Source organism: Streptomyces sp. NPDC090108, assembly GCF_044747185.1.
In the GTDB taxonomy this organism is placed as follows: Bacteria; Actinomycetota; Actinomycetes; order Streptomycetales; family Streptomycetaceae; genus Streptomyces.
Genome location: NZ_JBIVDQ010000001.1, coordinates 120,014 through 140,474, shown reverse-complemented (window position 1 = coordinate 140,474; position 20,461 = coordinate 120,014). Strand labels below are relative to the sequence as shown.

Sequence of the window (20,461 nt, the reverse complement as noted above, 5' to 3'; positions counted from 1 at the left end):
TCTGGCTCCGATGGACACCGAAGCACAGTCGACGCAACGCGACCGTTCCTCCCGCCCCGGCATTCCGGGACCGGAGGAGCGGTCGCGTTTCGCGTTGCCGGGCCGGATCGCGGACCGGGTGCCGGGCGGCCGGATCACCCTCGGCGTCCTCGTGTGCCTCGTGTTCCTGCTGCTCCTCAACACGTTCGTGGTGCAGCCGTTCCAGATTCCCAGCGGATCCATGGAGCGGGGGTTGAGGATCGGGGACCGCGTTCTCGTAAACAAGTTGGCGTACCGTTTCGGTGCCCGGCCGCGCCGCGGTGACGTGGTCGTCTTCGACGGCACCGGGTATTTCGGGGACGCCGACTACATCAAGCGCGTTGTCGGAGTGGGGGGCGACCATGTCGTCTGCTGCGACAGGCAGGGGAGGCTCGAGGTGAACGGCCGGGCGGTCGACGAGACGGCGTTCCTGTATCCCGGGGACAGACCGTCCGCCGTGCCCTTCGACGTCCTCGTGCCCCCGGGCCGGCTCTTCCTGCTCGGTGACCACCGCGCCCGCTCCAGCGACTCCCGCGACCACCTCGGCTCGCCGGGCGGCGGGATGGTCCCCGTCGACGCCGTGATCGGCCGGGCCGACTGGATCGCCTGGCCGTACCCCCACTGGGCCGGCATCCGGCGGCCCGCCGCCTACGCGCGCGTGCCCGCCGCCGCACCGGACCCGGCCGCCCCGGGGAAGAACGACTCACGACCGGAGGGCGTCCATGGGTAACCGTGGCAGACCGCACGGCGCTCCCAGCTCGCCGGCCGAGAACCTGCTGCCCACCGGCTCCCGCCGGACCTCGAAGCCGGGCAGCGGACGTTCACGCGCCGACCGGCGCAAGCTCCAGCGCAAGGTCAAGCGCAAACGGAGGCGTTCGGCCGTACGGGAGATCCCGCTCCTGGTCGGCGTGGCGGTCCTCATCGCGCTGGTGCTGAAGACCTTCCTGGTCCAGGCGTTCGTGATCCCGTCCGGCTCCATGGAGGAGACGATCCGGATCGGCGACCGGGTCCTGGTCGACAAGTTCACGCCGTGGTTCGGCTCCGAGCCGCACCGCGGGGACGTCGTCGTCTTCCACGACCCGGGCGGCTGGCTGGCGGGCGAGCAGACGGCCAAGAAGAACGACCCCGTCGTCGTCAAGCAGGTCAAGGAAGGCCTCACCTTCATCGGACTGCTGCCCTCCGACAACGAGAAGGACCTCATCAAGCGGGTCATCGGCGTCGGCGGGGACCACGTCAAGTGCTGCGACGCGCAGGGCCGGGTCACCGTCAACGGTGTGCCGCTCACGGAGGGGGACTATCTCTACCCCGGCAACGCCCCCTCCCTGATGCCGTTCGACGTCACGGTGCCCAAGGGACGCCTGTGGGTGATGGGCGACCACCGCGGCAACTCCGCGGACTCGCGCTACCACCAGAACACGTCGTACAAGGGAACCGTCGCCGAGACCTCGGTGGTCGGCCGTGCCATGGTGATCGGGTGGCCGTTCGGCCACTGGACCCGCCTGCGGGAACCTAAAACCTTCGCAAGCGTTGGCGACTCCGTGTCGGGCGCGTCTGCGGCTCCCTCGCCGTCGCATAGGGTTGCCTCCGACGATCCGAACAAGGCAATGACCCAGCTCCCGACCCCTGCGGAACTCCCGCTCGTTATGGGAGTGGTGGGCCTGCACCGGCTGCGGGGCAGGCGGCGGCACAGAGTGAGGAGTTGGCGTGGGGGATGTGGCGGTTGGCGCACGGTCGGGACACGACGGCGAGGAGCACCGCGGGCACCCTGCGGACGCGAACGGCCCCGGTCAGGACGGCACCATGAACTCCGCGAACGGCTTCGCGGCGTCCGGCGACGGCACGCCGGAGGAGCAGCGGCCCCGGACCGGGAGTGAGGGCCAGGACAAGGACGAGGCGGCACGCGAGCCGAAGAAGCCCCGCTCCTTCTGGAAGGAGCTGCCGATCCTGATCCTCATCGCGCTGGTCCTGGCGCTGCTGATCAAGACGTTCCTGGTCCAGGCGTTCTCCATCCCGTCGGACTCGATGCAGAACACCCTCCAGCAGGGTGACCGCGTCCTGGTCGACAAGCTCACCCCGTGGTTCGGGTCCAAGCCCGAGCGCGGCGAGGTGGTCGTCTTCCACGACCCCGACAACTGGCTGGCGGGCGAGCCCACGCCCACCCCGAACGCCGTGCAGAAGGCGCTCAGCTTCATCGGCCTGATGCCCTCGGCCGAGGAGAAGGACCTGATCAAGCGCGTGATCGGGGTCGGCGGCGACACGGTCGAGTGCAAGGGCACCGGCCCGCTGCTGGTCAACGGCAAGGCGCTGAACGAGGAGTCCTACGTCTACGCGGGCAACACTCCGTGCAGCCAGGACGACCAGGGCGGCCAGTTCAAGGTGAAGGTCCCCAAGGGCTTCATCTGGGTGATGGGCGACCACCGCCAGAACTCCCGCGACTCCCGCTACAACCAGGCCGACAAGAACCACGGCATGGTCCCCGTCGACAAGGTCGTCGGCCGCGCCATCGTCAAGGCCTGGCCCATCAACCGCTGGGGCACGCTGCCCATCCCGGACACGTTCGACCAGCCCGGCCTGGACAAGCAGCAGGCCTCCGCGGCCGCGTCCCTCCCGGTGGCCCCGCAGGGCGTCGCCCTCGTGGGCGTGCTGCCGGTGGCCGTGTGGCGGCGCCGGCGGCGTGCCGCGTCCGCCCCGACGCGCTGAACGGGCGACGGGTGCCGCGTCCGCGCCGACCGCGGACGTGACACCCCGGTGAGCCCGGTGAGCACCGGGCCGACGTGGCACCCCCCCGGTGGGCACCGGGCGGCCGTGCATCACCGGGTGATCCATCGGGTGCATCGGGCGGTCCGCCGGGTGGTCCGGGGTAGGTCTGTGTACGGTCCGTGCGAGGTGGGTGCGAGGTCCGTGCGGACTCCGCGGTCCGGATGTCCGGTAGCCGGTTCCCGGCCGCTGGGAGGGCTGGGCCCGGCCGGTACCGCCGGGTAGGGTGCGGGTCCATGAGTGGCGAGAGCACGAACACGGCACCGGCCCGCGGCAGCCGGGCGGGGCAGATCCTGTCCGGGGTGGCCGTCGCACTGGGCCTGGCGCTGTTCCTCGGCGGATTCGGCTGGGGGGCATGGGTCTACCGGCCGTACACCGTGCCCACCAGCTCCATGAGCCCGACCATCGCCGCCGGCGACCGCGTGCTGGCCCAGCGGGTCGACGGCTCCGAGGTCCGCCGCGGCGACGTGGTCGTCTTCAAGGACAAGAGCTGGGTCACCAACGCCGACGTCGTCAAGCGCGTCGTCGCGGTCGGCGGCGACACCGTCTCCTGCTGCACCGACGGCCATCTCACCGTCGACGGCAAGCAGATCAAGGAGCCCTACCTCCCGGAGGGCTCCCTCGCCGAGATCAAGAACTTCCCCACCGTGACCGTGCCCAAGGGCCGGCTGTTCCTCCTCGGCGACGAACGCCAGGGCTCGCTGGACTCCACCGCCCACCTCACCGACGCGGCCGGGGGCACGGTGTCCCGCGGCGCGGTGTCCGCCCGCGTCGACTCCGTCGTCTGGCCGATGAAGGGCGTGCTCGGGCGCCCCACGGGCTTCGAGTCCCTGGGTGCGCTCTCGCAGCCCGGCCCGGTCCGGATCATCGAGCTGATGATCGTCGCGGGCGCCGTGCTGGTGATGGCCGGCGGCGCGTACGGCCCGATCGAGGCGCGCCTGGTCCGCTCCCGCTCCCGTGCCCGCACCGCCCCGGAGCCCGCCGGTGTCCGCTGAGGCCGCACGGCCCCCGGCCGAGGCGCCCGGGGACCTGCGCAAGGTGGCCCGGGTGGTGCTGCTCGACCCCGAGGACCGGATCCTCCTCCTGCACGGCCACGAGCCCGACGATCCGGCCGACGCCTGGTGGTTCACCCCCGGCGGCGGGCTGGAGGGCACGGAGACCCGGGAGGAGGCCGCGCTGCGGGAACTCGCGGAGGAGACCGGCATCACCGAGGTCGAACTCGGTCCGGTGCTCTGGCGCAGGCGCTGCTCCTTCCCGTTCGCCGGGCGCCGCTGGGACCAGGACGAGTGGTACTACCTGGCCCGGACGAGGCAGACGGCCACCGCCGCCCTCGGGCTGACGGAACTGGAGCGGCGCAGTGTCGCCGGAGCGCGCTGGTGGACGTGCCGGGAACTGACCCGGGCGCATGAGACGGTGTATCCGACCAGACTCGCCGGGCTGCTGCGTACGCTGCTCGACGAAGGTCCCCCCGCCAGACCCGTCACTCTGGACACGGAAATCGTCTGAGGGTTCGTCGGACTGGCGCACAATGGTGGGATCGCACGGCTGAAGGGGAACATGCCATGAGCGCCGAGGACCTCGAGAAGTACGAGACCGAGATGGAGCTGAAGCTCTACCGGGAGTACCGAGACGTCGTCGGTCTGTTCAAGTACGTGATCGAGACCGAGCGGCGCTTCTACCTCACCAATGACTACGAGATGCAGGTGCACTCGGTCCAGGGCGAGGTGTTCTTCGAGGTGTCCATGGCGGATGCCTGGGTCTGGGACATGTACCGACCGGCTCGGTTCGTCAAGCAGGTTCGCGTCCTGACGTTCAAGGACGTGAACATCGAGGAGCTCAACAAGAGCGACCTCGAACTTCCGGGCGGCTGACGAGCGGGGTGACCCGCCGGCGGGGCCCGCCGGGGTGCAGGGGGCGCCTGCCGGGGTGCAGGGGGTGCCCGCCGCCTCGCCGTCCGGGGGTGCCTGCCGGGCCGGCCCGCCGTGGCCTGCGGTTTCCCGTTCGGGTGACGGAGTTCTCCACAACCGCCGGATCATCCACCAAGATCCACTTCTTGCGGCGCGACGCGTGACGGTTGGCACCGGAGGTGGTGCCGACATGAACAAGGCACGCAAGGGACTCGGCAGGTACGGCGAGGATCTGGCCGCGCGGCGGCTGGCCGCGGCCGGCATGGAGATCCTGGAGCGCAACTGGCGCTGCGGGCGGACCGGCGAGATCGACATCGTGGCGCGGGACGGGGACACCCTCGTCCTGTGCGAGGTGAAGACCCGCAGCGGCGGCCGCTATCAGCATCCGATGGCCGCCGTCACACCCGAGAAGGCCCGGCGCCTGCTGGGCCTGGCCGAGCGCTGGATCCAGGCCCACGGAGGAGCCCCGCCGGGAGGCGTCCGCATCGACCTCGTCGGTGTCCTGCTGCCCCGGCGCGGCGCACCCGCCGTCGAGCACGCGCGGGGGGTGGTCTGAGATGGCGTTCGCGCGCACGTGCTCCGTGGCCCTGGTCGGCGTCGAGGGCGTCGTCGTGGAGGTCCAGGCCGACCTGGAACCCGGGGTGGCCGCCTTCACGCTGGTGGGCCTTCCGGACAAGAGCCTCACCGAGAGCCGGGACAGGGTCCGGGCGGCGGTGGTGAACTCGGGCGGCGAGTGGCCGCAGAAGAAACTCACCGTGGGACTCAGCCCCGCCTCGGTGCCCAAGTCCGGCTCCGGCTTCGACCTGGCCGTGGCCTGCGCGGTGCTCGGCGCCGCCGAACGCATCGACCCCCGGGTCCTCGCCGACATCGTCATGATCGGAGAACTCGGGCTGGACGGCAGGGTACGGCCGGTCCGGGGCGTCCTGCCCGCGGTGCTCGCCGCCGCCGACGCCGGATACGAGCAGGTCGTCGTTCCCGAGTGCGCCGCCGCCGAGGCCTCCCTGGTCCCCGGGGTGTCGGTGCTCGGCATCCGCAGCCTGCGCCAGCTGATCGCCGTCCTCGCCGACGAGCCCGTGCCGGAGGAGGAACAGGACGCCCAGGGCCGCCCCGACTCCCTGACGGCCGGCCTGCGGGTGCCCGGCACCGGCGCGGCCACGGGGATGCGGGGCATCGGCGCCGCGCACTCCGGCCCGGACCACGACCTGGCCGACGTCGTGGGCCAGCCCTCGGCGCGCACGGCGGTGGAGATCGCCGCCGCGGGCGGACACCACCTGTTCCTCGAAGGTCCGCCGGGCGCGGGCAAGACCATGCTCGCCGAGCGGCTGCCCGGAGTGCTTCCCCGGCTCGCCCGGGAGGAGTCGCTCGAAGTCACCGCGGTGCACTCGGTGGCCGGGCTGCTGCCCCCGGGCAAGCCGCTCATCGACGTCGCGCCCTACTGCGCCCCGCACCACTCGGCGACCATGCAGTCACTGGTCGGCGGCGGCCACGGCATCGCCCGGCCGGGCGCCGTGTCCCTGGCCCACCGGGGCGTGCTGTTCCTGGACGAGGCCCCCGAGTTCCACGGCCGGGTCCTGGACGCCCTGCGGCAGCCGCTCGAGTCCGGGTACGTGGTGATCGCGCGCAGCGCCGGGGTGGTCCGGTTCCCCGCCGGATTCCTGATGGTGCTGGCGGCCAACCCCTGCCCCTGCGGGCAGTTCTCGCGGCGCGACGCCCTGTGCGACTGCCCGCCGTCGGTGATCCGCCGCTACCAGGCCCGGCTGTCCGGGCCGCTGCTCGACCGTGTCGACCTGCGCGTCGAGGTCGATCCGGTCACCCGCGCGCAGCTCACCGCGCCCGGCGCCCGGGGCGAGCCCACCGCGACCGTCGCCGACCGGGTGCGCGAGGCCCGGCAGCGGGCGGCCGCCCGGTTCGCCGGGACGGCGTGGCGCACCAACGGCGAGGTGCCGGGACGGGAGCTGAGGAGCCGGTTCCACGCCGCCGCCGGGGCCATGGAGGAGGCCGAACGCAGCCTGGAGAGAGGCGTGCTCACCGTCCGCGGGATCGACCGGGTGCTCCGCGTCGCCTGGACGGTCGCGGACCTCGCCGGCCACGACCGCCCGGACGCCGGCGATGTCGCCCTCGCCCTGCACCTGCGCACCGGGGTCCCGCGGGGCGCGCCCCTGACAGCGGGGGCACCGACGTGACCGGAGCCGCCGGTCCGGACGGGGGACCGCTCGGGCGGGCGTTCCTCGCCCGGGTGCTCGAACCGGGGGACGAGGTGGGCGGGCGATGGCTCAGGGAGTTCGGGGTCGAGGAGGTGGTGCGGCGGCTGCGTGACGGCGGAAGACCGCTGCCGGGGGTGAGCGGGGTGCGGTGGTCCGGCCTCGCGGCGCGGGCCAGGGCGGCGGATCCGGAGCGGGATCTGGAGACGGCCGGGGCCGCCGGGGTGCGGTTCGTGTGCCCGGGGGACACCGAGTGGCCCGCACAGCTCGACGACCTGGGGGACGCGCGCCCCACGGGACTGTGGGTGCGCGGCCGGCCCAGCCTGCGGATGTGGGCGCTGCGGTCCGTGGCCGTCGTCGGGGCGCGCGCCTGCACCGCGTACGGCGCCCACGTGGCGGCCACCCTCGCCTCGGAGCTCGCGGAACGCGGATGGGTGGTGGTGTCCGGAGGCGCGTACGGGATCGACGGCGCCGCCCACCGTGGCGCCCTCGCCGCCCAGGGAGCCACCGTCGCCGTCCTGGCCTGCGGGGTCGACCGCCCCTACCCGCGCGGGCACGCCGCGCTGATCGGCCGGATCGCGGAACAGGGACTCGTCGTGGGGGAGTTGCCGCCGGGCGATCACCCCACACCGAGCCGGTTCATCCTGCGGAACCGGGTGATCGCCGCGCTGACCCGGGGCACGGTCGTCGTGGAGGCCGCCTGCCGCAGCGGCTCGCTCGCCACCGGGCGTGCCGCGCAGCGCCTGGGCCGGTACACCATGGGCGTCCCCGGCCCCGTCACCAGTGCGCTCTCCGCCGGCGTGCACGAACTGCTGCGCGGCGAGGCGGTCCTGGTCACCGACGCCGCGGAGGTGGCCGAACTCGTGGGCGCCATCGGCGAGCTGGCCCCGGCCCGGCGCGGCCCCGTCCTCCCCCGGGACCTGCTGGAGCCGGCCGCCCGGTCCGTCCTCGCCGCCCTCCCCGGGGACCGCGCGGCCTCCGCGGAGGAGGCCGCACGCGGCGCGCGGACCTCGCGGGACGAGGCCATCGCGAGGCTGTACGAGCTTCGAGCACTTGGTTACGTCGAACGACACGGCGACGGCTGGAAGTTGACACGCCAGGCGATGATCTCGGTCCGGCAGGGTCGCCGTCCATGCTGACGGACCGTGTTCGGCCGTCCGGAGTAATCCCGTACCCCCTTGGCTTTTCCCGGAGTTGGCGCCTCGGGGCGATCACGCAGAGCGAGGTCCGGCGCGCGGAGGTCCGGCCCGCGGAGGGGCTCCGCGCACGGGTGGAGCCTCGCCGTTCGCACACCGCGACTCCTCAGTCACGCTACGCTCACGAAAGCCCGCGGTGCAGACCGCGCCGACCCGGCACCGGACCGACGCCGGGCCGCCGGCTCACCCGGGTGGCCCACAGAGGCCCACGGCCTTCCCCGCGACCCCTACGACCTCCCGCGGCCCCCCACCGCGGCCCCTCGGCACCATCCCGCTCGACACCGCAGCATCCCGCTCCGTACCGGTTGTACCGCTCGATCCGGCTCCACCCGCTCGATCCCGCTCCGGCGCGATCCACCCCGCAGCACTTCACGGCACTTCACAGCACTTCACGGCAGAACGGCACAAGGCGACGAATGCCCCAGCACACCTCCGGGTCCGACAGGGCGGCGGTCCCCCCGGCCGCCCGCGACGGTGGCAGCGTGCGGCCGCCCGCTCCCTCGACGCTCGACGAGCTGTGGCGGTCGTACAAGGCGACGGGGGACGAACGGCTGCGGGAGCAGCTGATCCTGCACTACTCGCCCCTCGTCAAATACGTGGCCGGCCGGGTCAGCGTCGGCCTGCCGCCCAATGTCGAGCAGGCCGACTTCGTCTCCTCCGGGGTGTTCGGACTGATCGACGCGATCGAGAAGTTCGACATCGACCGGGAGATCAAGTTCGAGACGTACGCGATCACCCGGATCCGGGGCGCGATGATCGACGAGCTGCGCGCGCTGGACTGGATCCCCCGGTCCGTACGGCAGAAGGCGCGCAATGTGGAGCGGGCCTACGCCACCCTGGAGGCGCGCCTGCGGCGTACGCCCACGGAGGTGGAGGTGGCCGCCGAGCTGGACATGGAGGTGGAGGAACTCCACGCCGTGTTCAGCCAGTTGTCGCTGGCCAACGTGGTCGCCCTGGAGGAGCTGCTGCATGTCGGCGGCGAGGGCGGGGACCGGCTCAGCCTCATGGACACGCTCGAGGACACCGCCGCCGACAACCCGGTGGAGGTCGCCGAGGACCGGGAGCTGCGCCGGTTCCTGGCGCGCGCGATCAACACGCTCCCCGAGCGGGAGAAGACCGTCGTCACCCTGTACTACTACGAGGGGCTGACCCTCGCCGAGATCGGCAACGTGCTCGGGGTGACCGAGAGCCGGGTCAGCCAGATCCACACCAAGTCGGTACTCCAGTTGCGGGCCAAGCTGGCGAGCTTCGGGCGCTGACCAGTCCCGTCCCGGGCACGGGGTCCGTAAAGTGGTCGACGTGCCAAGGATTCGTGCGGCCTCCGTGGCCGAGCACCGGTCGATGCAGCGAGCCGCCCTGCTGGACGCGGCTCGCTCCTTGCTGTCCGAGGGCGGGACGGAGGCGCTGACCTTCCCGGCCCTCGCCGAGCGGACGGGGCTCGCCCGGTCGTCCGTCTACGAGTACTTCCGGTCGCGGGCCGCCGTCGTCGAAGAGCTGTGCGAGGCCGACTTCCCCGTGTGGGCGGCGGAGGTCGCGGCGGCCATGGAGCAGGCGGACACCGCCGAGGCGAAGGTCGAGGCGTACGTGCGCCGGCAGCTCGCGCTCGTCGGGGACCGGCGGCACCGGGCCGTCGTGGCGATCTCGGCCAGCGAGCTGGACCAGGGCGCCCGGGAGAAGATTCGCGCCGCGCACGGGGGGCTCGTCGCGATGATCGTCGAGGCGCTCGGCGACATGGGCCACGAGCGGCCCCGGCTCGCCGCGATGCTGCTCCAGGGCGTCGTGGACGCGGCCGTGCGGCGGATCGAGCTGGGAGTGGCCGAGGAGCCGTCCGAGATCACCGAAGCAGCCGTCGTCATGGCGCTGCGAGGCGTACGGGGCTGAGCCGCGGCACGGAGGCCGCGCCCGGGACCCCGGCGGCTCCGGTACGGCGTGCGCCGCCGAGCGACCGGCACCGCCGCCCGGCCGTGCGCGTCCCGCCCGGCTCGTATGCCCCCACCCCGCTGTGCGTTCCCCACCCCGTCGTACGTACCCGGTCGGCCAGGCGCGCCCGTCCCGCCGTACGCGCCCGGTCGGCCAGGCGCCGTGCGCCCGGCCGTGCGCCTGGCCGGCGCGGAGGCGGTGGCACGTCCAGTACTGGTAGCAGCCTCGGTGGGGTAGGGCGCAGCAGGCCGGGCGGCAGCAGGGACAGCGGGTTCAGGTAGGCGTCGCCGCGCCGCAGGCCCCAGTGCAGGCAGGCGCCGGGGCAGTGCGGCCCGGCCGGCCCGGCCGTGCCCACCACGTCGCCCGCCGCCACCACGTCACCCTCGCGCAGCGACGGGACCACCGGCTCGTACGTCGTACGGAGATCCGTGCCGGACAGCTCCACCGAGACCACCCCCTGCCCGGCCACCCGCCCCGCGAAGGACACCCTCCCCGGCGCCACCGCGCGCACCGGGGCGCCCGCCGGCGCCGCCAGGTCCACCCCGCGGTGCCCGGGGCCGTACACCGTCGCGGGCGGCTCCCAGCCGCGCAGCACCACCGGCCGTACCCCCACCGGCCACATCCGGGCGACAGCCGGAACCGGCGCCTGCGGAGCGGGCGGGGGCGCAGGGCGCGGGGCTCCCGCCCAGGCCGTCCAGGCCAGAAAAGCCATGGTCAGCACCGCCGAGACCACCGGCGGAACGGCCCACCACGTCACAGATCGCCTTGCTCGTCGCATGCGGACACCGTCCCGCAACCCCGGTGATCACGGCGGAGCCTGTGGACCACCGCCCGGTTGTGGACAGTGGCGTCACCCGGCACTCCCGGCGTCCCGTACACTTCTTCTGGCGATCCGGGTCACCGGGTCGACTTCGCACGCCCCGATACGAGGTCCGGAGACGGTTCGTATCAGCGCCCCTCGGTCCTTCGCGGCTCGGCGCAACGCGGGCGTCAGGCGCGACCGCCGTCCGGCGGACGCGGCACAACCGAGAAACTCAAGGAGATGGCCATGGCCGTCGTCACGATGCGGGAGCTGCTGGAGAGCGGCGTCCACTTCGGTCACCAGACCCGTCGCTGGAACCCGAAGATGAAGCGCTTCATCTTCACCGAGCGCAACGGCATCTACATCATCGACCTGCTCCAGTCGCTGTCGTACATCGACCGCGCCTACGAGTTCGTCAAGGAGACCGTCGCCCACGGCGGCACGGTCATGTTCGTCGGTACGAAGAAGCAGGCGCAGGAGGCCATCGCCGAGCAGGCGACGCGCGTCGGCATGCCCTTCGTCAACCAGCGCTGGCTGGGCGGCATGCTCACCAACTTCTCGACCGTCTACAAGCGTCTGCAGCGCCTCAAGGAGCTTGAGCAGATCGACTTCGAGGACGTCGCCGCCTCCGGTCTGACCAAGAAGGAGCTGCTGGTCCTCTCCCGCGAGAAGGCCAAGCTCGAGAAGACCCTCGGTGGTATCCGCGAGATGCAGAAGGTGCCCAGCGCCGTCTGGATCGTGGACACCAAGAAGGAGCACATCGCGGTCGGCGAGGCCCGGAAGCTCAACATCCCGGTCGTCGCCATCCTCGACACCAACTGCGACCCCGACGAGGTCGACTACAAGATCCCGGGCAACGACGACGCCATCCGCTCCGTCACCCTGCTCACCCGCGTGATCGCCGACGCCGTCGCCGAGGGCCTCATCTCCCGCTCCCGCGTCGCCACCGGTGACAAGGGCGAGAAGGCCGCCGCCGCCGAGCCGCTGGCCGAGTGGGAGCGCGACCTGCTCGAGGGTGAGAAGAAGGACGAGGCCGTCGAGGCCGCCGCCGAGACCCCCGCCCCCGACGCCAAGGTCTCCGAGGCCGTCGAGGAGGCCGCCGCCGAGGTGGCCGAGGGCGAGCAGGCCTGACAACGGCGTTGACGGTGGGGGTGGCATGAACCCCGCCCCCACCGTTCACCCGTAGGCAGTCACGACGCCCGCGATCAGGCCCAGGCCGGTCGCGGGCCCGTGCGGATCTCCGATCTTTCAAGACTCCAGAAAGACTCACAGACTCATGGCGAACTACACCGCCGCCGACGTCAAGAAGCTCCGTGAGCTCACCGGCGCCGGCATGATGGACTGCAAGAAGGCGCTCGACGAGGCCGAGGGCAACGTCGAGAAGGCCGTCGAGGCGCTGCGCATCAAGGGCCAGAAGGGCGTCGCCAAGCGCGAGGGCCGCTCCGCCGAGAACGGCGCCGTGGTCTCCATCATCGCCGACGACAACTCCACCGGCGTCATCGTCGAGCTGAAGTGCGAGACGGACTTCGTCGCCAAGGGTGACAAGTTCCAGGCCGTCGCCAACACGATCGCCGAGCACGTCGCCAAGACGAACCCGGCCGACATCGAGGCCCTGCTCGCCTCCGAGATCGAGCCCGGCAAGACCGTCCAGGCGTTCGTGGACGAGGCCAACGCCAACCTCGGCGAGAAGATCGTCCTGGACCGCTTCGCGCAGTTCTCCGACGGCTTCGTCATGGCCTACATGCACCGCACGATGCCCGACCTGCCCCCGCAGATCGGTGTCCTCGTCGAGCTGGACAAGCCGAACGCCGACGTCGCCAAGGGCATCGCCCAGCACATCGCCGCCTTCGCGCCGAAGTACCTCTCCAAGGACGAGGTCCCGGCCGAGGTCGTCGAGACCGAGCGCCGCGTCGCCGAGGAGACCACCCGCGCCGAGGGCAAGCCCGAGGCCGCGATCGCCAAGATCGTCGAGGGTCGCGTCAACGGCTTCTTCAAGGACGCCACGCTGCTCGGCCAGCCGTACGCGCTGGACAACAAGAAGTCGGTCCAGAAGGTTCTGGACGAGGCCGGTGTCACCCTGAAGCGCTTCTCGCGCATCAAGGTCGGCATCTGAGTCCGTACCGCGATCGACGCGCGACCCCGGTAGGGTCGACAGCAGTCGTCCGCGCACACTGCCGCACCCGGGCATCTGGCGGACGGCAGCAGATCTGACGAGGAGGCCATTGCCGCGTATGGGAGCGAACAGCGACCGCACCGGCAATGGCCTTCTTCGTATGTGCACCACATGAAAGAGGCGGGATCCCCATGACCACCAAGGCCCAGAAGAGCGACGACGGCAAAGTACGCGGCCGGTTTCTGCTGAAGCTGTCCGGAGAGGCCTTCTCCGGTGGCGGGGGCCTCGGCGTCGACCCCGACGTGGTGCACAAGATCGCCCGCGAGATCGCGGCCGTCGTCCGTGACGGCGCCGAGATCGCGGTCGTCATCGGCGGCGGCAACTTCTTCCGCGGCGCCGAGCTCCAGCAGCGCGGCATGGACCGTGCCCGCTCCGACTACATGGGCATGCTCGGCACCGTGATGAACTGCCTCGCCCTCCAGGACTTCCTGGAGAAGGAGGGCATCGACAGCCGCGTGCAGACCGCCATCACCATGGGCCAGGTCGCCGAGCCGTACATCCCGCTGCGCGCCGTGCGCCACCTGGAGAAGGGCCGCGTGGTCATCTTCGGCGCCGGCATGGGCATGCCGTACTTCTCGACCGACACCACCGCCGCGCAGCGCGCCCTGGAGATCGACGCCGAGGCGCTGCTCATGGGCAAGAACGGCGTGGACGGGGTCTACGACTCCGACCCCAAGACCAACCCCGACGCCGTCAAGTTCGACGCTCTCGGCTACGGCGAGGTCATCACCCGCGACCTGCGGGTCGCCGACGCCACCGCCATCACGCTGTGCCGCGACAACAGCCTTCCCATCCTCGTCTTCGAGCTGCTGGCCGAGGGCAATATCGCGCGGGCCGTCAAGGGTGAGAAGATCGGCACGCTTGTGGGTGACCAGGGCAGCCGGGACTGACCGGCACACCCCGTTCGCCCGGGGTGCGCCAACCGTCCGGAGGACCGGGGGTACGCCCCCCGGCCGGAGGATGGACAATGTCCTGCCGGTCGGGAACCGTGCAGGAAGAAGACGCGACGCAGCCGGCCGGCGCCCCGACGGGGATCCGCTGCCGGGCCTTACTCAAGACACGCAGGAGCAAGTGGTGATCGAAGAGACCCTCCTCGAGGCCGAGGAGAAGATGGAGAAGGCCGTCGTGGTCGCCAAGGAGGACTTCGCCGCGATCCGCACCGGCCGTGCGCACCCGGCGATGTTCAACAAGATCGTGGCCGACTACTACGGTGCCCTGACGCCGATCAACCAGCTGGCCTCGTTCTCCGTGCCGGAGCCGCGCATGGCGGTCGTGACCCCGTTCGACAAGAGCGCGCTGCGCAACATCGAGCAGGCGATCCGCGACTCCGACCTGGGCGTCAACCCCAGCAACGACGGCAACATCATCCGTGTGGTGTTCCCCGAGCTGACCGAGGAGCGCCGCCGCGACTACATCAAGGTCGCCAAGACCAAGGGCGAGGACGCGAAGGTGTCCATCCGCTCGGTCCGCCGCAAGGCCAAGGACGCCATCGACAAGCTCGTCAAGGACGGCGAGGTCGGCGAGGACGAGGGCCGCCGCGCCGAGAAGGAGCTGGACGACACCACGGCGAAGTACGTCGCCCAGGTCGACGAGCTCCTGAAGCACAAGGAAGCCGAGCTCCTCGAAGTCTGATGAGCGACTCTTCCTGGGGGGCGCCGCCGCAGGCGGGGCAGGCCGGGTACTGGGGGCCCACCACTGGTGGGCCTGTCCAGGGGGCTGCCCCGGCGGGTCCCGCATACGATGCGCCCGAGGCGCAGCAGACTCGCCCCATGCCCATCGCGCCCGACGTACCCGCCTACGGCGGAGACCAGGACGACGAGCGGGGGGCCGGCTCGCCGAGCGGCCCCGCGTTCCGGGACGGGACGTCGTACCAGCCGTCGCACGCCCCGCAGAGTTCACCGCTGAGTTCCCCGCAGATCTCCCCCCAGAGTCCCTCGCAGAATCCGGAGCCCATGCCCGACGCCCCGCAGCCGGCGCCCGCGCCGCAGAAGAAGAGTGCGGGCCGTGACCTGGGCTCGGCCATAGGAGTCGGCGTCGGGCTCGGCGTGGTGATCATCGCGTCGCTGTTCGTCGTCAAGGCCGTGTTCGTCGGCGTGGTCGCCGTCGCCGTGGTCGTCGGACTGTGGGAACTGACCAGCAGGCTCCAGGAGCGCAAGGGCATCAAGGCACCCCTGGTGCCGCTCGCGGTCGGCGGCGCGGCGATGGTCGTCGCCGGGTACGTCCGCGGTGCCGAGGGCGCGTGGGTGGCGATGGCCCTGACGGCCCTCGCGGTGCTGGTCTGGCGGATGACGGAACCGCCGGAGGGCTACCTCAAGGACGTCACGGCAGGCGTCTTCGCCGCGTTCTACGTGCCGTTCCTGGCCACGTTCGTCGCGATGATGCTCACCGCGGACGACGGCCCCTGGCGCGTCCTGACCTTCCTGCTCCTGACGGTGGTCAGCGACACCGGCGCCTACGCCGTCGGCTGGCGCTTCGGCAAGCACAAGCTCGCCCCGCGCATCAGCCCCGGCAAGACCCGCGAGGGCCTGCTGGGCGCGGTGCTCTTCGCGATGGTCGCGGGCGCGCTGTGCATGCAGTTCCTGATCGACGGCGGCAGCTGGTGGCAGGGCCTCCTGCTCGGCCTCGCGGTCGCGGCCAGCGCCACGCTCGGCGACCTGGGCGAATCCATGATCAAGCGTGACCTGGGCATCAAGGACATGGGTACCCTGCTCCCCGGTCACGGCGGCATCATGGACCGTCTGGACTCCCTGCTGCCGACCGCCCCGGTGGTGTGGCTGCTGATGGTGGTGTTCGTCGGCTCCGCGTGACCGCACGTCGTACGACTCCGGGCCCCATCCTGCTCAGCAGGGCCGGGGCCCGCTGTCGTCCCCGCCGGTGGACGGAAGCGGTCCGCCGGTCTTGTATGATTCTTCCTATCGCCCGAACCGGCCGGAACATCCGGAATCTACGGAACGTTCGGTGAGGGAGACGACAACAGAAGAACACGCACTCGTAGCTCAATGGATAGAGCATCTGACTACGGATCAGAAGGTTGCAGGTTCGAATCCTGCCGAGTGCACAGCAAACCGGAGGCCCTGTGGAGTGATCCACAGGGCCTCCGGCTTTTTCCTTGACGGCAGTGTTTGACGGCAACCGCCCCCGATGGGCGGGCGAAGACCGATGACGGCAACGCCAGCTGCACGAGGTCGGCCTTCAGGCACTTGCCCGAGTCCGCGGCGTAGTCGCTGCGTCCGGGGTTCTGTTCGTCGTAGGAGGCGACGGCCGGCGGGTCGGAGTCGAAGCTGTCGCTCGGCGTGCCCGCCTCGTAGGCGGTGGTGATCGTCCGTCGCCGCGGCGGGGGAGACGTTCGCCACGGGCACGAGCCCGAGCAGCATGCCGGTCACCAGCGCCCGGGCGGCGAGCCGTCTTCTGCGGGTGGGTATGGCCATCCGCGGACCTTCGATCAGATGTGTCTGACGCATCGTCAGTCACGTGAGTGACGAACGCCAACAGTCCTGATCGAAGAGCGGCATGTACGTGTCGGCCAGGCAGGATCGCGCCAGGCTGAGCTCTGTTCGCCCCGGATCCCGAAGCCGGCCGGCGTCCCCATGGCGCAGCCGCGGTCCTCACGAAAAAAAGCGTGGTGAGCGCAGATCGCTCGGCGGACAATGGCGGCATGACGCTGACGATCTGGGTCGATGACTGGCAGATCCAGTGCTGTGGCGAGAGCTTCGGCCCGGGGGATGTCGTCTCGTGGAGGCTGCTGGAAGTCGACTCGGAGGACTACGCCGACATCGTCGGTACCGACCGAGCGGCCGAGATCGACTTTCGCGAGGAGCATCACGGCCGGGAGGAGGAGCGCGCACCGACCCGGCTGGAGGTGCTGACGGCCGCCGAGGTGCACTGCCGTTACGAGGTGCCCCCGGGCGCCACGTCCGACCTGTACCAGCCGGTTCCGGGCACCACCGCGCTGGTTCCGGTCGAGAAGAAGGCGGACGGGTGGGCGAAGAGCCGCCCGGACACCAGTTTCGTCGGCTACCTGGTGACCGCCCGGCGCGTGTCGAATTGACCTTGGTGGGGCAGCTTTTTGCGGTCGAACCACGGCGCCCTGCCTGACCTCTCGGCCGTCGTGGGGATAGGTGGTGGGGGTGCAGGTCGGATGCCGGGCGTACGCGAGTGCCTTGGCAACCCCCAGGCCGGCAGGAGGGCGAGATCTGTGCAGATAGCCGGAGTCGACTTGTACGTCAACAACCCGGTCATGGCTTTGGGGTCCCCGGACTGGATTCGCAACGATCTGGAGTTGGGTGGCGCTCCCGCTGCGTCCTCCGACACTCACGTCATTGTCCGTGTACAGGCACAGACGGTTCTGATCAAGGTGCGGTTGTTCCAAGACCATGGTCAGGGTGTCGCCGCCGATCCTTCGTTCACCACGGTCTTCGACGGATCGCTCTACTTGGCAGACCGGCGCTTCGTGATCGGTGACGTGCTTGGCGAGAGTCGATTCGTCAAGTACATCGGGGGACCGCAACGGTGGTCGGTGCGGGTGGCAGTCGACGATCCGAAGGGGTACGCGCGTGCTGCCGACGTGGTTCTTCGAGTGGAGGAGCAGAGGTGACTTCCCCGTCAAGACTGCGTGCGACGGCTGACACCAGCAGCTGACACCGAAAAGCACGGACAGTCCCGTTGACCGAGTGATCAGGTGCTGACTTCCAGGCGATGACCGTTACGCGGACTGCGGTGACAATCCTCGCAGGAGGCAAGCGTGAGACCGGAGGCCGGCCCAGTTCTCCGCGGGCATCCCTCAGTAGTCGGAGGTGGCGCAAACGCGCAGGCGGTGAGGGGCGAACAGAACCCGCCGCAAGGCCGGCAGGAGGCGGAGGCCGGGCCGTCCGACGCCACTCGGTCACGGCCGGTGACGACTGCTGACGACAGTGGCATGGATCGGCAGCCGCAGGTCACCCATGTGGATCTGAGACACTGGTATCACCATGCCCAAGCCCGGAGAACTCACTTTCGTCGCCCCGCGCGGAGCCAAGAAGCCGCCGCGGCACCTTGCCGACCTCACGCCCGCCGAGCGCAAGGACGCGGTGGCCGAGATCGGCGAGAAGCCGTTCCGCGCCAAGCAGCTCTCGCAGCACTACTTCGCGCGGTACGCGCACGACCCCGAGCAGTGGACCGACATCCCGGCCGGCTCGCGGGACAAGCTTCGCGAGGCGCTGTTCCCGGAGCTGATGTCGGTCGTGCGGCACCTGTCGACCGACCAGGGGGACACCCGCAAGACCCTGTGGCGGCTGTTCGACGGCACGCTCGTCGAGTCCGTCCTGATGCGGTACCCGGACCGGGTCACCATGTGCATCAGCTCGCAGGCCGGATGCGGCATGAACTGCCCGTTCTGCGCAACCGGCCAGGCCGGACTGGACCGCAACCTGTCCACCGCGGAGATCGTCCACCAGATCGTGGACGGCATGCGGGCGCTGCGCGACGGGGACGTGCCCGGCGGCCCGGCGCGGCTGTCCAACATCGTCTTCATGGGCATGGGCGAGCCCCTCGCCAACTACAAGCGGGTCGTCGGTGCCATCCGCGCGCTGACCGACCCCGCGCCGGACGGCCTCGGCCTGTCGCAGCGCGGCATCACCGTGTCGACGGTCGGCCTCGTGCCCGCCATCCACCGGTTCGCCGACGAGGGCTTCAAGTGCCGTCTCGCGATCTCCCTGCACGCCCCCGACGACGAGCTGCGCGACACCCTCGTCCCCGTGAACACGCGGTGGAAGGTGCGCGAGGTGCTGGACGCCGGGTTCGACTACACGGAGCGGTCCGGCCGCCGGCTCTCCATCGAGTACGCGCTGATCAGGGACATCAACGACCAGGCCTGGCGTGGTGACCGGCTCGGCCGGCTGCTCCGCGGCAAGCCCGTGCACGTCAACCTCATCCCGCTCAACCCGACGCCGGGCTCCAAGTGGACCGCCTCGCGGCCCGAGGACGAGAAGGCGTTCGTGGAGGCCATCGCCTCCCATGGCGTTCCGGTGACCGTCCGGGACACCCGCGGCCAGGAGATCGACGGCGCCTGCGGCCAGCTCGCGGCCACCGAGCGGTAGGGCCCCGCCGCAGGGGGCTCACCGGCTCCCACCGGCCCAGCCCCACAGCGCCTGTGTGGTCCGCTCGCGCCTGGCTGTAACCTGGGCCGCGCGGACAACTTCATACAGAGACATCTTCATATTCCGACAGGGGAGCGCCACAGCGCTGAGAGTGCGGCATCGGGCCGCAGACCCTCTGAACCTCGCCCAGGTCATTCTGGGTAGGAAGTTCGGTCATCACTCGAGCTGTTGTGCCCTGCCCGGGTTCCCTCGCGGAGCCCGGGCAGGGCCGCGTCTCTTCCTGGCCACCCCCAGGAGGACAACCAGTGCACATCAAGACCCTCGCGGCCGCGGCGGCCGGGATCGGCCTGCTGGCCATGCCGGTGCTCACCGCGTGCGGAGCGAACGGCACCGCGGACACCGCCGGCTCCACGACCGTGACCCTGGTCAGCCACGACTCGTGGAGCGTGTCCAAGAACGTCGTCAAGGACTTCGAGAAGCGCTCCGGCTACAAGGTCCGCGTCCTGAAGGACGGCGACGCCGGACAGGCCGTGAACAAGGCGATCCTCACCAAGGGCCACCCGCAGGGCGACGTCTTCTTCGGCGTCGACAACACCCTGCTCTCCCGCGCCCTCGACAACGGCCTCTTCCAGCCGTACCGGGCCAAGGGCCTCGACACCGTCGACCCGGCCTTCCGGCTCGACGCGGGAAGGAACCGCGTCACGCCCGTCGACCACGGCGACATCTGCGTCAACTACGACAAGGCCTGGTTCGCCAAGCACCGGCTGACCCCGCCGCGGACCTTCGCCGACCTCGCCGAGCCCGCGTACCGCAACCTCCTGGTCACCGAGAACGCCGCCACCTCCTCGCCCGGCCTCGGCTTCCTGCTCGGCAGCGCCGCGCGGTACGGAGACAAGGGGGACAAGGGCTGGCAGGGCTACTGGAAGAAGCTGAAGGACAACGGCGTCAAGGTCGTCGACGGCTGGGAGCAGGCCTACTACCAGGAGTTCTCCGGCTCGTCCGAGGGGAGGAAGGCGGGCGGCGACCGTCCGCTCGTGGTGTCGTACGCCTCTTCGCCGCCCGCCGAGGTCATCTACGCCGGCAAGCGTCCGGCCACCGCGCCCACAGGGGTGGCCACCGGCACCTGCTTCCGGCAGACCGAGTTCGCCGGACTGCTGAGCGGCGCCCGTAACAGCAAGGGCGGCAAGGCGTTCATCGACTTCCTGCTGACCCGCGAGTTCCAGCAGGACATGCCGCTGAACATGTTCGTGTACCCCGTGGTGAAGGGCGCGAAGGTGCCGGCCGAGTTCACCGAGTACGGCCCGGCCGCCGAGCACCCCGAGACCATGGCCCCCGCCAGGATCGCCGCGGGCCGCGACCAGTGGGTCAGGGCATGGACGTCGCTCGTACTGAAGTGACCCCTCCCACGAGGGG

The 20,461-nt window shown here is 71.1% G+C and carries 20 protein-coding genes, 1 tRNA gene, 1 pseudogene and 1 riboswitch; of the genes and pseudogenes, 21 read left to right on the top strand and 1 reads right to left on the bottom strand.

Annotation, left to right across the window (positions count from 1 at the left end):
• Positions 1–10 precede the first annotated feature (10 nt).
• The 11 genes from lepB (ACIPRD_RS00585) to ACIPRD_RS00535 all read left to right on the top strand — a co-directional run bounded on the left by lepB (ACIPRD_RS00585) (position 11) and on the right by ACIPRD_RS00535 (position 9,960).
• On the top strand, positions 11–748 hold the full coding sequence (gene lepB / locus ACIPRD_RS00585) for a signal peptidase I (protein ID WP_401558783.1): 738 nt from the start codon (positions 11–13) through the stop codon (positions 746–748).
• Positions 741–1,892, top strand: a complete 1,152-nt coding sequence (gene lepB, locus ACIPRD_RS00580; protein WP_356404218.1) for a signal peptidase I — start codon at positions 741–743, stop codon at positions 1,890–1,892. Before lepB (ACIPRD_RS00585) ends, lepB (ACIPRD_RS00580) begins: the two co-directional genes overlap by 8 nt.
• Positions 1,819–2,718, top strand: a complete 900-nt coding sequence (gene lepB / locus ACIPRD_RS00575) for a signal peptidase I (RefSeq protein WP_401558780.1) — start codon at positions 1,819–1,821, stop codon at positions 2,716–2,718. The genes lepB (ACIPRD_RS00580) and lepB (ACIPRD_RS00575) overlap by 74 nt, the downstream gene beginning before the upstream one ends.
• 293 nt (positions 2,719–3,011) lie before the next feature.
• Positions 3,012–3,770 (top strand): signal peptidase I, encoded by a 759-nt coding sequence (gene lepB / locus ACIPRD_RS00570; RefSeq protein WP_356404222.1) that lies wholly within the window; start codon positions 3,012–3,014, stop codon positions 3,768–3,770.
• Positions 3,760–4,281: an NUDIX hydrolase gene (locus tag ACIPRD_RS00565; protein WP_401558778.1), complete on the top strand. Its 522-nt coding sequence runs from the start codon at positions 3,760–3,762 to the stop codon at positions 4,279–4,281. The genes lepB (ACIPRD_RS00570) and ACIPRD_RS00565 overlap by 11 nt, the downstream gene beginning before the upstream one ends.
• Before the next feature lie 56 nt (positions 4,282–4,337).
• Entirely contained in the window at positions 4,338–4,646 is a 309-nt protein-coding gene (locus ACIPRD_RS00560) for a DUF2469 domain-containing protein (RefSeq protein ID WP_003965949.1), read from the top strand.
• A gap of 226 nt (positions 4,647–4,872) precedes the next feature.
• Complete coding sequence (locus ACIPRD_RS00555) at positions 4,873–5,238, top strand: YraN family protein (protein ID WP_401558776.1); 366 nt, start codon at positions 4,873–4,875, stop codon at positions 5,236–5,238.
• Between the two features lies 1 nt (position 5,239).
• A complete protein-coding gene (locus tag ACIPRD_RS00550; RefSeq protein ID WP_401558773.1) occupies positions 5,240–6,865 on the top strand; it encodes a YifB family Mg chelatase-like AAA ATPase in 1,626 nt (541 codons plus the stop codon).
• Complete coding sequence (dprA, locus tag ACIPRD_RS00545) at positions 6,862–8,022, top strand: DNA-processing protein DprA (RefSeq protein ID WP_401558771.1); 1,161 nt, start codon at positions 6,862–6,864, stop codon at positions 8,020–8,022. Before ACIPRD_RS00550 ends, dprA begins: the two co-directional genes overlap by 4 nt.
• Positions 8,023–8,495: 473 nt before the next feature.
• Positions 8,496–9,338, top strand: coding sequence for an RNA polymerase sigma factor WhiG (gene whiG / locus ACIPRD_RS00540; RefSeq protein WP_356404232.1), 843 nt, complete (start codon positions 8,496–8,498; stop codon positions 9,336–9,338).
• 64 nt (positions 9,339–9,402) lie between these two features.
• Positions 9,403–9,960, top strand: a complete 558-nt coding sequence (locus ACIPRD_RS00535; RefSeq protein ID WP_356404368.1) for a helix-turn-helix domain-containing protein — start codon at positions 9,403–9,405, stop codon at positions 9,958–9,960.
• A 232-nt stretch (positions 9,961–10,192) separates the two neighbouring features.
• On the opposite strand, the pseudogene ACIPRD_RS00530 reads toward ACIPRD_RS00535, so the two are convergent.
• Positions 10,193–10,777: pseudogene (locus tag ACIPRD_RS00530) on the bottom strand (murein hydrolase activator EnvC family protein); the annotation flags it as partial.
• Between the two features lie 270 nt (positions 10,778–11,047).
• Between ACIPRD_RS00530 and rpsB the strand changes: the two are divergent.
• The 10 genes from rpsB (at position 11,048) to ACIPRD_RS00480 (ending at position 20,445) form a co-directional block, all read left to right on the top strand.
• Entirely contained in the window at positions 11,048–11,932 is an 885-nt protein-coding gene (gene rpsB, locus ACIPRD_RS00525; RefSeq protein WP_356404234.1) for a 30S ribosomal protein S2, read from the top strand.
• A 145-nt stretch (positions 11,933–12,077) separates the two neighbouring features.
• A complete protein-coding gene (gene tsf / locus ACIPRD_RS00520; RefSeq protein WP_356404236.1) occupies positions 12,078–12,914 on the top strand; it encodes a translation elongation factor Ts in 837 nt (278 codons plus the stop codon).
• Positions 12,915–13,105: 191 nt separating this feature from the next.
• Positions 13,106–13,864, top strand: a complete 759-nt coding sequence (gene pyrH / locus ACIPRD_RS00515) for a UMP kinase (RefSeq protein WP_356404238.1) — start codon at positions 13,106–13,108, stop codon at positions 13,862–13,864.
• Positions 13,865–14,048: 184 nt separating this feature from the next.
• Complete coding sequence (gene frr / locus ACIPRD_RS00510; RefSeq protein WP_190193406.1) at positions 14,049–14,606, top strand: ribosome recycling factor; 558 nt, start codon at positions 14,049–14,051, stop codon at positions 14,604–14,606.
• Entirely contained in the window at positions 14,606–15,781 is a 1,176-nt protein-coding gene (locus ACIPRD_RS00505; protein WP_401558765.1) for a phosphatidate cytidylyltransferase, read from the top strand. Before frr ends, ACIPRD_RS00505 begins: the two co-directional genes overlap by 1 nt.
• Positions 15,782–15,959: 178 nt before the next feature.
• Positions 15,960–16,032: transfer RNA gene (locus ACIPRD_RS00500), tRNA-Arg, on the top strand.
• Positions 16,033–16,629: 597 nt separating this feature from the next.
• Positions 16,630–17,022 (top strand): DUF6578 domain-containing protein, encoded by a 393-nt coding sequence (locus ACIPRD_RS00495; protein WP_401558763.1) that lies wholly within the window; start codon positions 16,630–16,632, stop codon positions 17,020–17,022.
• Between the two features lie 147 nt (positions 17,023–17,169).
• On the top strand, positions 17,170–17,568 hold the full coding sequence (locus ACIPRD_RS00490; protein ID WP_401558760.1) for a hypothetical protein: 399 nt from the start codon (positions 17,170–17,172) through the stop codon (positions 17,566–17,568).
• Between the two features lie 373 nt (positions 17,569–17,941).
• The gene (rlmN, locus tag ACIPRD_RS00485; protein ID WP_356404247.1) at positions 17,942–19,048 is read left to right on the top strand and encodes a 23S rRNA (adenine(2503)-C(2))-methyltransferase RlmN; all 1,107 of its coding nucleotides are present in this window, start codon (positions 17,942–17,944) and stop codon (positions 19,046–19,048) included.
• A gap of 118 nt (positions 19,049–19,166) precedes the next feature.
• Positions 19,167–19,273, top strand: a riboswitch (TPP riboswitch).
• 80 nt (positions 19,274–19,353) lie between these two features.
• Positions 19,354–20,445 (top strand): thiamine ABC transporter substrate binding subunit, encoded by a 1,092-nt coding sequence (locus tag ACIPRD_RS00480; protein WP_401558757.1) that lies wholly within the window; start codon positions 19,354–19,356, stop codon positions 20,443–20,445.
• Positions 20,446–20,461: the final 16 nt, after the last annotated feature.

Bases quoted from the DNA above. Each gene is read 5' to 3' on its own strand.
- lepB (WP_401558783.1), top strand. From the start codon at position 11: ATGGACACCGAAGCACAGTCGACGCAACGCGACCGTTCCTCCCGCCCC.
- pyrH (WP_356404238.1), top strand. From the start codon at position 13,106: ATGACCACCAAGGCCCAGAAGAGCGACGACGGCAAAGTACGCGGCCGG.
- lepB (WP_401558780.1), top strand. From the start codon at position 1,819: ATGAACTCCGCGAACGGCTTCGCGGCGTCCGGCGACGGCACGCCGGAG.
- ACIPRD_RS00505 (WP_401558765.1), top strand. From the start codon at position 14,606: ATGAGCGACTCTTCCTGGGGGGCGCCGCCGCAGGCGGGGCAGGCCGGG.
- rlmN (WP_356404247.1), top strand. From the start codon at position 17,942: ATGCCCAAGCCCGGAGAACTCACTTTCGTCGCCCCGCGCGGAGCCAAG.
- ACIPRD_RS00495 (WP_401558763.1), top strand. From the start codon at position 16,630: ATGACGCTGACGATCTGGGTCGATGACTGGCAGATCCAGTGCTGTGGC.
- whiG (WP_356404232.1), top strand. From the start codon at position 8,496: ATGCCCCAGCACACCTCCGGGTCCGACAGGGCGGCGGTCCCCCCGGCC.
- tsf (WP_356404236.1), top strand. From the start codon at position 12,078: ATGGCGAACTACACCGCCGCCGACGTCAAGAAGCTCCGTGAGCTCACC.
- ACIPRD_RS00550 (WP_401558773.1), top strand. From the start codon at position 5,240: ATGGCGTTCGCGCGCACGTGCTCCGTGGCCCTGGTCGGCGTCGAGGGC.
- lepB (WP_356404218.1), top strand. From the start codon at position 741: ATGGGTAACCGTGGCAGACCGCACGGCGCTCCCAGCTCGCCGGCCGAG.
- lepB (WP_356404222.1), top strand. From the start codon at position 3,012: ATGAGTGGCGAGAGCACGAACACGGCACCGGCCCGCGGCAGCCGGGCG.
- ACIPRD_RS00555 (WP_401558776.1), top strand. From the start codon at position 4,873: ATGAACAAGGCACGCAAGGGACTCGGCAGGTACGGCGAGGATCTGGCC.
- rpsB (WP_356404234.1), top strand. From the start codon at position 11,048: ATGGCCGTCGTCACGATGCGGGAGCTGCTGGAGAGCGGCGTCCACTTC.
- ACIPRD_RS00560 (WP_003965949.1), top strand. From the start codon at position 4,338: ATGAGCGCCGAGGACCTCGAGAAGTACGAGACCGAGATGGAGCTGAAG.